This is a genomic window from Paraburkholderia bryophila (assembly GCF_013409255.1).
In the GTDB taxonomy this organism is placed as follows: domain Bacteria; phylum Pseudomonadota; class Gammaproteobacteria; order Burkholderiales; family Burkholderiaceae; genus Paraburkholderia.
This window is the reverse complement of sequence record NZ_JACCAS010000001.1, coordinates 1,182,767-1,196,928: the sequence shown is the minus strand read 5'-3', so window position 1 is coordinate 1,196,928 and position 14,162 is coordinate 1,182,767. Positions and strand designations below refer to the sequence as shown.

Here is a 14,162-nt window from a genome sequence, read left to right as displayed (position 1 = left end):
GGTTGTCCGTTAATGATTCATACCCGTTGTGCGGTACGACTGTGAGGTTGTTGCCGCGTCGTTTTTTGAATACTTGCTCCTGTGATCCATGTCTGAACGCCAATCTGTCAGGGCCATCCCCCGACTCGAGGTGCTTGACTCAACCGCCGACCACGCCGAACAGGCGTCCGCCGCGCAGTTTGTCTACCTCGGCCGCCAGCCAATCCTCGATCGCCACGGCGCGCTGAGCGCCTACGAGCTTTTGTTCCGCGCCGGCGCGCATAACTATGCCGAAGTCACCGACGACGCCCAGGCGACCGCCCAGGTGGTGGCCCGCGCGATCGGCGGGATCGGCGTGCAGGCGGCGCTGGGGCTGCATCGCGGCTTCGTCAATATCGACCGCGCGCTGCTGTTCAACGACATCGTCCATCTGATGCCGCCCGAGCGCTTCGTGCTCGAAATCCTCGAAACCGTGAAATTCGACGCGCTCCTTGCGCGCCGGCTGGGGGAGTTGCGCCGGGCCGGGTTTCAGGTGGCGCTCGACGACGTGGTCGAACTCACGGACGACGTGCTCGCTGCGCTGCCCTATGCGGATATCGTCAAGATCGACTTTTTGCTGACCGAACGGGCCGCGCTGCCGAAGCTGGCGTCGATGCTGCGGGCGCAGGGCAAGACGTTGATTGCCGAGAAGGTGGAGACACGGGAAGACTTCGAGCTGGCCCGCGATCTGGGCTTCGATCTGTTTCAGGGGTATTTCTTCGCGCGGCCGCAGGTGCTGGCCGCGCCGCGTAACCGGTCGCCACGGCCGGGCTTGCTGCGGTTGCTGGCGTTGCTGTCGCGCGATGCGGGGATCTTCGAGCTCGAAGCGGAGCTGAAGCTCAATCCCAGTGTGGTCGTGCAGTTGATGCGGCTGGTCAATTCGAGCGCGTTCGGGTTGGGGCGGAATATCTCGTCGTTGCGCGAGGCCATTATTGCAACCGGGACGCGGCAGATCGCGCGCTGGGCGCAACTGCTGCTGTATGCGGATAGCGGCGATCTGCCGTGGCGCGCCGATCCGCTGGTGCAACTGGCGGGTACGCGATCGCGGTTTATGGAGCTGGCGGCGGGGTGGCTGCGACCGTCGGACGACGATTTTGCCGATGCGGCTTTCATGACCGGGATTTTTTCGCTGGTGCATGTGGTGGTGGGGAGCACGCCGGCTGTGGTGCTGGAGAAGCTGGGGCTCGCGCCGCAGATTCGCGATGCGATCGTGTTGCGCAGTGGGCCGCTCGGGATCTTGCTGCGGCTGGCAGAGGCGGCGGGCGAGGGCGCCGATGGGGCGCAGATCGCCGCGGCGGTCGATGCGCCCGCGGGGTTTGCTGCGTTGACGCCTGAGGTGCTGGCGGAGTTGAATCTGTCGGCGGCGGCCTGGTTCGGGGCGCATATCGAAGAGGCGGCTTGAGCGGGGGGCGTAAGGGGCACGCGTGGTGCTGCCAGGTGATGGGGCGGGTTTTGCTGCATCCCCGCATTCACGCGCTGCCGGATTACTGTTACTGCATCGCCGCATTGTCGCGGGCCGTGGTTCGAACCGGCGAGCTTATATTCCCTTTCTTTTGCATCCCTTCGATGCGATCGTGCGTACCTTGCAGGTACGTGGTCCAATAGCGTGCTGCGACCGTAGCCGTGCTGTCGATCTGTTGTGCTGTTCGGCAATGCGGTCATGGACTCATTGGACGAATCGCGTGCATCAACGCTCGGAGGAACCGCAAATGAAGAAGAGATTCATACCGATGGCGCTCGCCGCCGTCATGTCGGCCGGCTTCGCGATCTATTCGCTGACGGCCTCCGCGACGCTCAAGCCGGGCGATGCCGCGCCGGCGTTCACTGCTGAAGCTTCGCTGGGTGGCAAGACGTACACCTATTCGCTCGCCGATGAGTTGAAGAAAGGGCCGGTGGTGCTGTACTTCTATCCGGCGGCTTTTACCAAGGGTTGCACGATCGAGGCTCATGAGTTCGCTGAGGCGGTCGATGAGTACAAGAAGTACGGTGCGACCGTGATTGGCGTGTCGCATGACAACATCGATACGTTGACGAAGTTTTCCGTGAGCGAATGCCGGAGTAAGTTTCCGGTCGCAGCGGATGCGGATTCGAAGGTGATCGGCGCGTATGACGCGGGGTTTCCGATGCATGCGTCGATGGCGAATCGCGTTTCGTATGTGATCGCGCCGGATGGCAAGGTCATCTATGAGTACACGAGTCTGTCGCCCGAGAAGCATGTGGAGAATACGCTCAAGGCTGTGAAGGAATGGGCGGCGGCGCATCCGCAGCAATAGGGTTGTGGGCGCCGCTGGCGCAGTTTCTGCAATGGTTTTTTGCGGTGAGGGAGAGGCGTTGCTCGTGCTAGGCTGAAGGTCTTTGTCTTGTGAGCTTGTGATGCCGATTCTTGTCGTTCTCTTTGCGCTCGGCGCGGTGGTTTATGGGGCCGTGCGGGCGTTTGATGCCTTGCGGGCGGCTTTTGGGTTGGGTGTTGCTGTCGGGGTTGCTGTGCTGGTGGGGTTGATCGTGGTCGCGGCTGTGGCTGTTTGGTGGCGGCGGCGTCGAGATGTGGCGGCTAATGTTCGCGACGGCGATTGGACTCATCTGCTTCAAGGTGATTGGGGCTCTGTTCGGCTCGCCGCCGGCAAAAGGCTCTGCGAGGTTCGGCTCGGCGATCAGGTCGGGGCTTATATCTTTGCCGATTTGCTCGGGGCTGAGGTGCAGGCTCAAGGTGGGCAGTCTCAAGTCGCTCTTAAGGTTAAAGATGCCAAGCATCAAGTCTGGCTCTTGCCCATGAGCGGGGAGCGGCAAGCCAAACAGTGGACCCGGATTTTGGTGCTCGCTGTGGAGCAGAAGCTTTGAGGGTTTTGGTTCCGGTGCGGTGCTTTGGTTGGGTTCTTCGGGTGTTGGCCTCTCCTTGCATTGTTAGTGGTCTATTAGCGTCGCCCCTGTGCGGGGCGGCACCTACTTCTCTTTGCCGCGGCAAAGAGAAGTAGGCAAGAGAAAGCCGCTCACACCGCTAATTCTTAAGCGGGTCCCCCGCACAGCCACGGTAGTGGTGCATCTGGAATCAGTGCTCTCGCACACTCCACGCTCGTGACACAGCAGTCATTCTTCCGGCGGCGCTGCGCGCGCCGTCGCGGTCGTTCATGCATAGCCCCTGCTAAGCGGGTCCCTCGCGCAGTTTCGGTAGTGGTGCATCTGGAATCGGAGTTCTCGCACACTCCGCGTTCGTGACACAGCAGTCATTCTTCCGGCGGCGCTTCGCGCGCCGTCGCGGTCGTCCACGATCGATAGCTCGTAAGCAGATCCCTCGAACAGTCGCAGTAGCGGCGCGTCTCGAATCTGGTTCTCGCACACTCCGCGTTTGTGACACAGCAGTCATTCTTCTCGCAGCACCGCGCGTGTCGTCACGGTACTCCATGTACCCGTAGCGGTTGATGAGTGACGCTGATCCGTTCGGCATCAAGGGGTTCTTGGCACTCTGACAAGCACGTTCGGAAATTTCGGAAATGAGGCCGCCGTGCTCCATTTAGCCTGGGCGGGCGATCACTCCCGACGTCATACGTTTTAGACTCGTTTTGTCGTGTAGTCACGACAAACGGGTTTCACAGCCTGTTAAACGCAACGTCCCACAGGCCTGCTAACGCAGGCGTGCGGCTGCCTTTGCACGTCTCTTTCATTGGGCGGGCCTTGGCGGGGGAGCCTCACGGCTCGCCGGTTTTTGGCGTTGCGTACCGGTCTGTGAACCCTGCCAATGTGCCCGCTCACCCAATTTTTCAGGCTAGTGTCGGGCGATCCAAGTCAGCAACTGGAGATCGCACATGAGTAAATCCCTCAAGAGTTCTCGAACCGTTTCGCGCCCGTCGGTTGATGCCATTCAATACGAGAAACTTGCGCTATCGGCTTTCCGTCTTATTGAGCGGCAAATAGCTCAACTGGAAAAGCTCTTGACGCTGGCAACTTCGATTTATCAGAATCCGGCTATCACGCTCGACGAGAGACATCGCCAGCGCACGTTACTGGGGCTCTGGATCGAAACCGGCGAAGACTATCGTCAAGAGGTCGAGGTTGACCGGGAGTTGTACGGCATCATCGCGTTGGATGCGAAGGGTGTTCCTCAAATGCATCTGACGGCGCGTCACGCAACGGAGCTTCTGACGACGGCGGGGCAGGGGGCATCAGACAACGGAGAGAATACTTGTGCAACGGGTCCGATGCCGCGCAAGCGAGTTCGCACCAAGACTTCATCGCGGCGCGGGGTGGTAGCGCACTAAGATTGGCTCACGGCCGATGAAAGGGACGCGATCATGAATTGCCCTCGGAAGCTTGACCGGGCACTCGATTTTGGGTGTCCGATTCGCAGAGTGCGCGCTCGCCGATTAGGGAATACCGCAGCGCGATTTGACGCGGAGTACCTCTCACGCGGACAAAAAGATGACTGCTGTGCCACTAACGCGGAGTGCGCGAGAACCCAGATCCAGATATGCCACAACCACGGCTGAGCGAGGGACCCGCATAAGAACTGGCGGTGTGTGAACAACCGCTGCGGCGCGCGCAGCGCCGCCGGAAGAATGACTGCTGTGTCACGAACGCGGAGTGTGCGAGAGCACAGATTCCAGATGCGCCACTACCGCTGCTGCGCGAGGGCCCCGCTTAGCAGGGGCCGTGCATGAACGACCGCGACGGCGCGCGCAGCGCCGCCGGAAGAATGACTGCTGTGCCACGAACGCGGAATGCGCGAGAACCCAGATTCCAGATGAGCCACTACCGTGACTGCGCGGGGGACCCGCTTAAGAATTAGCGGTGTGAGCGGCTTTCTCTTGCCTACTTCTCTTTGCCGCGGCAAAGAGAAGTAGGTGCCGCCCCGCACAGGGGCAACGCTAATAGACCACTAACAAAGCAAGGAAAGGCCAACACCGCACGCACACAACCAAAAGCGCCGCGCAGGCAAAAAAATCAAACCGCCGCAGGCCCCTGCCGCCGAGCCTTCCTGGATTCCCACCTGACCCGAATCCGATCCATATAAAGATAAACCACCGGCGTGGTGTAAAGCGTGAGCATCTGACTGACGATCAACCCGCCGACGATAGCAATGCCCAGAGGCGCCCTCAACTCAGCCCCCTCACCGCGCCCAAAAGCCAGCGGCAAGGCTCCAAGCAAAGCAGCACAAGTCGTCATCATAATCGGCCGAAACCGCAACAAACACGCTTGATGAATCGCATCGCGAGAGGAGAGCCCTTGACGAGAAGCTTCGATAGCGAAGTCGATCATCATGATGGCATTCTTCTTAACGATACCAATGAGAAGAATCACGCCAATCAGAGCAATGATGCTGAACTCAGTCCGAAACAGCAGCAACGCCAGCAGCGCCCCAACCCCCGCCGAAGGCAAAGTCGACAGAATCGTGAGCGGATGAATATAGCTCTCATAAAGCATCCCCAGCACGATATAAACCGCCGCCAGCGCAGCCAAAATCAAGATCGGCTGATCCGACATCGACTGTTGAAACGCCTGCGCAGTGCCTTGGAAACTGCCATGAATGGTGCCGGGCATGCCGATCTGAGCCATCGTGTCGTAAATCGCCTGAGTCGCCGTCGACAACGACACTCCCGGCGGCAAATTAAACGAAATCGTCGAAGCCACGAACTGGCTCTGATGGTTCACGGACAGCGGCGTATTCCCAGGCCCAAAGCTGGCGATCGCCGACAACGGCACCATCGTCTCCTTCGAAGTCGACACGGCCGACCCAGAAGAAGCACTCGACTTCCCACTCGCCGCAATCGAGTTGATCGCCTGATTCCGCGCCGAGTCAGCAGCAATGCTTGCCACGCTGGAAGCCGTAGTCCCCGCCGCACCGCCCGTAGACGCACTAGTGGAAGTAATCGCCGCCGCCGCAGCCGTCACCGTCCCAGCCGGCGCGTTAGTGGTCTGCGCACCGCTAGCACTCCCGCCCGACGTACTGACGTAAATCTGCTTCAGCATATCCGGGCTCTGCCAATACTTCGGCGCGACTTCCATCACAACGTGATACTGGTTCAACGGGTTATAAATCGTCGACACTTGCCGCTGCCCAAACGCGTCATACAAGGTGTTATCGATTTGCGCCGGCTTGATCCCCAACCGCGAAGCCGTCGCGCGATCAATCGTCACCATCGCTTCAAGCCCGCCTTGCTGCTGGTCCGAATTCACATCGGCGAGTTCAGGGCGCGCCTGCAGCGCTTCGGTCAGCAACGGCCCCCACTTGTACAGATCGGGCGTCGAATCGGCGAGCAACGTGAACTGATACTGCGCGTTCGATTGCCGTCCGCCGACGCGAATATCCTGCACCGCCTGCAAGAACGTCCGCGCGCCGGCCACATCGCCGAGCGGGGCGCGTAGCTGCTGGATCACCTGATCCGCGGACAACTTGCGCTCGCTCTTCGGCTTCAGCGTCACGAACATGAACCCGGAATTGGTCTGCCGTCCGCCGGTAAAACCCGCCACGCTATCCACGGCCGGATTCTTGCCGACGATCTCCATCATCTGCGAGAACTTGCCTTTCATCGCCTGGAACGACGTGCTCTGGTCGGCCTGAATCCCACCGATCAGCCGCCCCGTGTCCTGCTGCGGAAAGAAACCCTTCGGCACGATGATGTACAGCCAAACATTCAGCCCGATCGTCGCAATCAAAATCGTCACGATCAGGCGCGGATGCAGCAGCGCCCATCCCAGCGTGCGCTCATAGCCGCGCTGCATCTTTGAGAAGCCGCGTTCCAGCCATTGACCGAAACGGCCTTCTTCCTTCTGCTCGTGCGGCTCGCGCAGCAGCCGCGAACACATCATCGGCGTGAGGGTGAGGGAGACGATCAGCGACACACCAATCGCCAGCGACAGCGTCAGCGCGAACTCACGGAACAGCCGCCCGACGATCCCGCCCATCAGCAGGATCGGCAGGAACACGGCGACCAGCGAGATACTGATCGACAGCACCGTAAAGCCCACCTCGCGCGCGCCGAGAAATGCGGCTTTCATGCGTGGCACGCCGTTTTCGATATGCCGTGAGATGTTCTCCAGCACAACGATCGCATCGTCGACCACGAAACCGGTCGCGATCGTTAAGGCCATTAACGATAAGTTGTCGATCGAAAAACCCAGCATATACATCGCGCCGAACGTGCCGATGATCGAAATCGGCACCGCGATACTCGGAATCAGCGTCGCGCGCCAGTTGCGCAGGAACAGGAACACGACCATCGTCACCAGCGCGACGGCGATCAGCAGCGTGCGCTCGGTGTCTTTCAGCGACGCGCGGATCGTCGTCGAGCGATCGGCCGCCGGCGCGATGTCGACGTCCGCCGGCAGCGATGCGTGCAGTTGCGGCAGCATCCCCATCACCCGGTCGATGGTGTCGATAATGTTCGCGCCCGGCTGGCGGTACAGGATCACCAGCACCGAACGCTTGCCGTTGAACAGGCCGAGGTTGCGCAAATCCTCGACCGAATCGACCACTTCCGCGACGTCGGACAGTTTCACCGCCGAGCCGTTGCGATACGCGATGATCAGATCCTTGTACTGCGACGCCTTGCTCGCCTGATCGTTGGTATAGATCTGCACGCGGTTCGCGCCGAACTCGATCGAACCCTTCGGGCTGTTCGCATTCGCCGCGGCCAGCGCCGCGCGCACGTCCTCCAGACCGATGCCGTAGTGGGACAGCATATTCGGCTCGAGTTCGACGCGCACAGCCGGATTCGCCGACCCGCTCACGTCCACTTCACCGACGCCATCCACCTGCGACAGCGACTGCTGCAGCACCGTCGCCGCCGAGTCGTACAACTGCCCGGCGGTCAGCGTCTTCGACGTGAGCGCCAGAATCAGAATCGGCGCATCGGCCGGATTGACCTTGTGATACGTCGGGTTGCTGCGCAAGCTCGCCGGCAAATCGGCGCGCGCGGCATTGATGGCCGCCTGCACGTCGCGCGCGGCGCCGTCGATGTCGCGATTCAAGCCGAATTGCAGCGTGATACGTGTCGAGCCGACCGAGCTCGACGACGTCATTTCGGTGACGTCGGCAATCGAGCCGAGATGCCGTTCCAGCGGGCTGGCCACACTCGTGGCCACCGTATCCGGGCTCGCGCCCGGCAAGCTGGCCTGCACCGAGATGGTCGGGAAATCGACCTGCGGCAGCGGCGCGACCGGCAGCTTGGTGAACGCGAACACGCCGGCCAGCGCAATGCCGACCGCCAGCAGCGTGGTGGCGACCGGGCGGGAGATAAACGGACGCGACAGGTTCATCGCTCAGTTCCCTGCGTCGGTGGCGGGCGGGGTCGAATTATTGGACGACCCGCCACGGTTAAAACGTTCACGCGCGCGACGGCCGAGCGAGTCGAACGCGAGGTAGATCACCGGCGTGGTGAACAGCGTCAGCAACTGGCTGACGATCAAACCGCCCGCAATCGCAATACCCAGCGGCCGACGCAGTTCCGAACCCGCGCCCGTGCCGAGCATCAGCGGCAGCGCGCCGAGCAGCGCGGCGAGCGTGGTCATCAGAATTGGCCGGAAACGCAGCAGACACGCCTGGTAGATCGCCTCACGCGGCGGCTTGCCTTCCTCGCGCTCGGCGTAGAGCGCGAAGTCGATCATCATGATCGCGTTCTTCTTCACGATACCGATCAGCAGCACGATGCCGATAATCCCGATGATGTCGAGATCGTGCCCGGTAATCAGCAGCGCCAGCAACGCGCCGACGCCGGCGGAGGGCAGCGTCGACAGAATGGTGATCGGGTGGATGAAGCTCTCGTACAGCACGCCGAGCACGATATACATCGTGACGATGGCCGCGAGAATCAGGAACAGTTCGTTCGACAGCGACGCCTGGAACGCCAGCGCCGCGCCCTGATAGCGCGTCTGGAACGACGTGGGCAAGCTGATGTCCTTCTCCGCCTGGTCGATCGCCTTGACCGCGGCGCCAAGCGACGAGCCCGGCGCGAGGTTGAACGAGATGGTCGTGGCCGGGAACTGGCTCAGGTGCGTGACCAGCAGCGGCGCGGGTTTCTCGATAAAGCGCGCGATCGACGACAGCGGCACCTGTCCGCCCGACGAGGTCGAAGAGGGCAGATAGATCGAATTCAGCGAGTCGGTGTAGTGCTGCATCGACGGCTGCGCTTCCAGGATCACGCGGTACTGGTTCGACTGCGTGAAGATGGTCGAGATGATGCGCTGACCGAACGCGTCGTATAGCGCGCTATCCACGGTGGCCGGCGTGATGCCGTAGCGCGACGCCGTGGCGCGGTCGATCTCGATGTACACCGACTGGCCGTTGTCCTGCAGATCGGTCGCGACGTCCGCGAGTTCAGGCGACTGCTTCAACCGGTCGACCAGCTTCGGCACCCACGTCGTGAATTCGCTGATGTTCGGATCGGTCAATATGAACTGATATTGCGTCGGGCTGACGGTTGCATCGATCGTCAGATCCTGCACCGGCTGCATGTACAACGACGCGCCGGCGATATGTTGCACGTCTTTCTGCAATTGCCGGATCACGTCGCTCGCGGTGTTGCTGCGGTCGTCGCGCGGCTTAAGGTTGATCAGCATGCGGCCGCTGTTCAACGTGATATTGCTGCCGTCCACGCCGATAAACGAGGTCAGGCTTTCCACGTCCGGGTTCTTCAGAATCTGCGCGGCGAGTTCCTGCTGACGCTCGGCCATCGACGCATACGACACCGACTGCGGCGCCTGCGTGATCGCCTGGATCACGCCGGTGTCCTGCACCGGGAAGAAGCCCTTCGGAATGAACACGTACAGCACGCCGGTCAGCACCAGCGTGAGCAAGGCGACGAACAGCGTGGAGCGTTGCCGGTTCAGCACCCACGTGAGCGCGACCGCGTAACGGGCGATCACCCAGTCGATCGAGCGGTGCGCCTTCGCTTCGAAGCGGTGGCTTTCGTGCGGCGGCGTGTGACGCAGCAGCTTTGCGCACATCATCGGCACGAGCGTGAGCGACACCACGGCAGAGATCACGATCGTCACGGCGAGCGTAATCGCGAACTCGTGGAACAGACGGCCCACCACGTCGCCCATGAAGAGCAGCGGGATCAGCACTGCAATCAGCGACACGGTCAGCGAAATGATCGTGAAGCCGATCTGTTTCGAGCCCTTCAACGCGGCTTCGAGCGGATCCTCGCCTTCTTCGACGTAACGCGCGATGTTCTCGATCATCACGATCGCGTCGTCGACCACGAAGCCGGTCGCGATGGTCAGCGCCATCAGCGACAGATTGTCTAGCGAGAAGCCGCACAGGTACATCACGGCGAGCGTGCCGATCAGCGACAGCGGCACCGACAGACTCGGAATGATCGTCGCGTAGACGTTGGCGAGAAACAGGTACATGACCATCACCACCAGCACGACCGACATGGCCAGCTCGAACTGCACGTCGCGCACGGACGCGCGGATCGTGGTGGTGCGGTCGGTAACGATCTGCACGTCGAGCGCGGCGGGCAGCGCTTCCTGCAACTGCGGCAGCAGCGTCTTGATGCTGTCCACCACCTGAATCACGTTCGCGCCCGGCTGGCGCTGTACGTTCAGAATGATCGCGGGCGTGCCATTGACCCACGCGCCGAGCTTGGTGTTCTCCGCGCCCTGCACGATGGTCGCGACGTCGGTCAGCATGACCGCGCGGCCGTTCTTGTAGGCGATCACGGCGCTCTTGTACGCCTCGGCGTCGGTGAGCTGGTCGTTCGCGTTGATCGTGTAGTTGCGCGTCGGGCCGTCGAAGTTACCCTTCGGCGTGTTGACGTTCAGGTTCGAGATCGTGGTGCGCAGATCGTCCAGATTCAAACCGTACGCGGCGAGCGCGCGCGGGTTCGCCTGAATGCGTACGGCAGGGCGCTGGCCGCCCGACAGGCTCACCAGACCCACACCCGCGACCTGCGAAATTTTCTGCGCGAGACGCGTGTCGGCCAGATCCTGCACGTCGGTCAGCGGCATCGTCTTCGAGGTGATTGCCAGCGTGATGATCGGCGCGTCGGCCGGATTCACCTTCGCGTAGATCGGCGGCGCGGGCAGGTCCGACGGCAGCAGATTGCCCGCCGCGTTGATCGCGGCCTGGACTTCCTGCTCGGCGATATCCAAAGGCAAATCGAGGCTGAACTGCAGCGTGATGATCGACGAACCGGCCGAGCTTTGCGACGACATCTGATTCAGCGACGGCATCTGCCCGAACTGCCGCTCCAGCGGCGCGGTCACGGACGAGGTCATCACGTCCGGGCTCGCGCCCGGATAGAAGGTCTGCACCTGGATGGTCGGATAGTCGACCTCGGGCAACGCGGAGAGCGGCAGGAAGCGCAGCGCGACGAGACCGACCAGCATGATCGCCGCCATCAGCAGCGCAGTGCCGACGGGACGCAGAATAAAGGCGCGGGATGGATTCATGCGGTAAGTGCCGTGCCTTTATTGCGAGTCTTGCGTCGCGTGTTTGCGATGATGTCCGCGGGTGCCGGATGCGCCCGAGGCCGCGGCTGCGCCGCTGGCGCCGCTTGCAGCGTGTGCGCCGTGTGCGCCCGACGCGCCGCGCGGCTTGTCGGCCGGAATCGTGATCTTGGCGCCTTCCTTCAGGCGGTCCGAACCGTCGATCACCACGCGCTCGCCGACCTGCACGCCGGACTTGATGCTGGTGCGCTCGCCATCCACCGGGCCGACCTTGACCGGGCGCACGGTGACCGTGTTGTCCGGCTTCACGACGTAGACGAACTGGCCCATCGAGCCGTTCAGCACGGCGGTAGTCGGCACGATCACCGCATCTTTGATCGTATCGACCAGCAGGCGCGTGTTGACGAACTGATTCGGGAACAGCAGGTTGTTCGGGTTCTGGAAGTTCGCCCGTAGCTTGACGGTGCCGGTGGTGGTGTCGATCTGGTTGTCCAGCGTTTCGAGCGAACCGCCTTCGAGCGACGTGGTATTGCTGCGGTCGTAGGCCGTGACCGACAGCTTCGCGCCCGTCTGGGTCTGCTGGAGGATCTGCTGCAGGTTGTCTTCGGAGGTCGTGAAGATCACGCTGATCGGCTGCAACTGCGTAATCACGACGAGACCGTTGGTCAGGCTCGGCGTCACGTAGTTGCCCGGATCGACCTGGCGCAAACCGACGCGCCCCGACACCGGCGCGGTGATACGCGCGTAGATCAGGTCGAGCTTATACGTATCGATGTTCGCCTGGTCGGACTTGACCGTGCCTTCGTATTGCCGCACCAGCGAGGCCTGCGTATCGACCTGCTGGCCCGCGATCGAGTCTTGCGAGAGCAGCGTCTGATAGCGCTTCAGGTCGAGGCGGGCGGTTTGCAGCAGCGCCTGGTCGCGGGCGAGCGTGCCTTGCGCGTTTTCAAGCGAGATCTGATACGGGCGCGGGTCGATCTGGGCGAGCACGTCGCCCTTCTTGACCATCTGGCCTTCCTTGAAGAACACGTCTTGCAGCACGCCGCTCAACTGCGGCAGCACGGTGACGTTGGCCAGCGGGGTGACGGTGCCGAGCGCGGTTAGTACCACCGGCATTTCGCCTTGCGTCGCGGTGGCCACGTGAACCGGTTGCGCCAGGTTGGCCATGGCCGCGCCACGGCCGCCATGACCGCCGCCGCTCGCGCCACTGGCGCCGGCGGCTCCGCTTGCGCCGCCGCCGCCCCACGGATGCCAGCGCCACAGCACGACGCCGAGGATCACCAGTGCCGCCACGATCAGCGCGATGTTCCGGCCGCGATGCCGCTTGACCGCGCCGGGCGCGGAGCCGGGCACATGCGCTGGGCCGCCGGTAGTGGACGGTTGGGAGGCCGGTGTGGCAGGGCGAGTGGTTTCCGAATGCTTTTGTTGTTCGTCCATCGGTTCGGTCTGGTGGCTGGCTTTGAGGTGAGCCGCTCGCGCGTCGAGCCGCTTCGACTTCAGGCGGACCGGCACGCGGGCGTGACAGGCGGTTTCGACAGCGGGAGCGCCGTGCTTGTTCTGCGCGATGCTACCCGAGGCGCGGGACAAAGATGTTAACGCAATGCGGCGTCAATAAACGGTAGCCGGATGTTATCGAAAGGGATAACGCCCAGCCGGAGCCGCGGCCCGCGACGGGAATGCATGATCCTACGTCGTGGGCTCTGTAACAGTCCACCCGCGTTTTTTTTCGTTTGATTACGAAGGTTACAGGATGTCTTGAAGTTGTCATGGCCACCGACTGGCGAGCGTCGCGGTGTATCAGGTGTCGAGCCGCCGCCCCGGCGTGCCGCCGATTTCGAGCATGATTTGCTCGACGCATTCGAGCAGGGCAGGCGCCGCGCGCGAAATCAGCCAGTCGCGCGGACACTGGTCGGCGGAGCCACCGCAGTTGACCGCATAGCGCTCACCCGAGGGGCCGGTGAAGCCCAGTGCAATCGCGTTCAGGCCGTTGTGCCATTCGCCGGTGGCGATCGCGTAACCGCGTTCGATGGTGTCCTCCAGCGCCGCATCAAGCCGGCTTCCGACGTGGCCCCAGTCGTCGCCTTCGGCGGCCTGCAGGCCGATCAGCAGTTTGTCCCGATCCGCCGGCGCAAGCGCCGCCAGATACGCGCGACCGATTGCGGTGCGGCTCAGATTCATCCGCGAGCCGATTTCGAGGCGCGACACGAGCACCGCCGAACGCGGCCGGATCGCGTCGATCACGACCATGTCGAGACGGTCGCGCACGGCCAGATGCACGGACAGCGCGGTGCGTTCGGCGAGCGCGATCAGGAACGGCCGTGCGCGCGCCCGGATGTCGAAGTTGCGCAGAAAGCCGTTGCTCAACTCCAGCACCGACGAGGTCAGCACGAAGCGCTCGCTGTCCGGCAGCCGGAACAGAAAACCCGCGCCGACCAGCGTGGCGGTGATGCGCGAAACGGTCGGCTTGGGAATGCCGGTCAACTCGGTCAGCTCGCGATTGCTGAGCGGCGCGTCGGCTGCGGCGACTGCGCGCAATACGGTCAGACCGCGGGCCAGCGCGGTGACTTCTTCGCTCGAACCGTCTTTGTCTTTCAGCGGATCCGCGTCGGGCCGGGAGGGCTTAGGTCTGTTCATGTGTTTTTTGTGGAACTTTATTTCAGTTTTTTGAACACAGCCGCTTTGGCGACCGTCCCGAAAAGCGTCGCCGATGGGCCCCAAAATGGGGCATGGACTGGTTTTTTCCTCAGAAGATTCATTGT

8 protein-coding genes are annotated in these 14,162 nt (G+C 62.3%); 4 read left to right on the top strand and 4 right to left on the bottom strand.

What is annotated here, in order from left to right; all coding sequences use genetic code 11:
- Positions 1-88 precede the first annotated feature (88 nt).
- The 4 genes from GGD40_RS05360 (at position 89) to GGD40_RS05345 (ending at position 4,271) form a co-directional block, all read left to right on the top strand.
- Positions 89-1,420, top strand: coding sequence for an EAL and HDOD domain-containing protein (locus GGD40_RS05360; RefSeq protein WP_179743017.1), 1,332 nt, complete (start codon positions 89-91; stop codon positions 1,418-1,420).
- A gap of 307 nt (positions 1,421-1,727) precedes the next feature.
- Positions 1,728-2,291, top strand: coding sequence for a peroxiredoxin (locus GGD40_RS05355; protein WP_179743016.1), 564 nt, complete (start codon positions 1,728-1,730; stop codon positions 2,289-2,291).
- Positions 2,292-2,391: 100 nt separating this feature from the next.
- Positions 2,392-2,856, top strand: a complete 465-nt coding sequence (locus GGD40_RS05350) for a hypothetical protein (protein WP_179743015.1) — start codon at positions 2,392-2,394, stop codon at positions 2,854-2,856.
- Positions 2,857-3,818: 962 nt separating this feature from the next.
- Positions 3,819-4,271 carry a hypothetical protein gene (locus GGD40_RS05345; protein WP_179743014.1) on the top strand — a complete coding sequence of 151 codons (453 nt, stop codon included), beginning with the start codon at positions 3,819-3,821 and terminating at the stop codon, positions 4,269-4,271.
- Between the two features lie 682 nt (positions 4,272-4,953).
- Here the strand turns inward: GGD40_RS05345 and GGD40_RS05340 are convergent.
- The 4 genes from GGD40_RS05340 to GGD40_RS05325 form a co-directional block, all read right to left on the bottom strand.
- The gene (locus GGD40_RS05340) at positions 4,954-8,268 is read right to left on the bottom strand and encodes an efflux RND transporter permease subunit (protein WP_179743013.1); all 3,315 of its coding nucleotides are present in this window, start codon (positions 8,266-8,268) and stop codon (positions 4,954-4,956) included.
- 3 nt (positions 8,269-8,271) lie between these two features.
- Entirely contained in the window at positions 8,272-11,406 is a 3,135-nt protein-coding gene (locus GGD40_RS05335; protein ID WP_179743012.1) for an MdtB/MuxB family multidrug efflux RND transporter permease subunit, read from the bottom strand.
- Between the two features lie 18 nt (positions 11,407-11,424).
- Positions 11,425-12,840, bottom strand: a complete 1,416-nt coding sequence (locus tag GGD40_RS05330; RefSeq protein ID WP_179744877.1) for an MdtA/MuxA family multidrug efflux RND transporter periplasmic adaptor subunit — start codon at positions 12,838-12,840, stop codon at positions 11,425-11,427.
- A 360-nt stretch (positions 12,841-13,200) separates the two neighbouring features.
- Entirely contained in the window at positions 13,201-14,037 is an 837-nt protein-coding gene (locus tag GGD40_RS05325) for an IclR family transcriptional regulator (RefSeq protein WP_179705398.1), read from the bottom strand.
- Positions 14,038-14,162 lie beyond the last annotated feature (125 nt).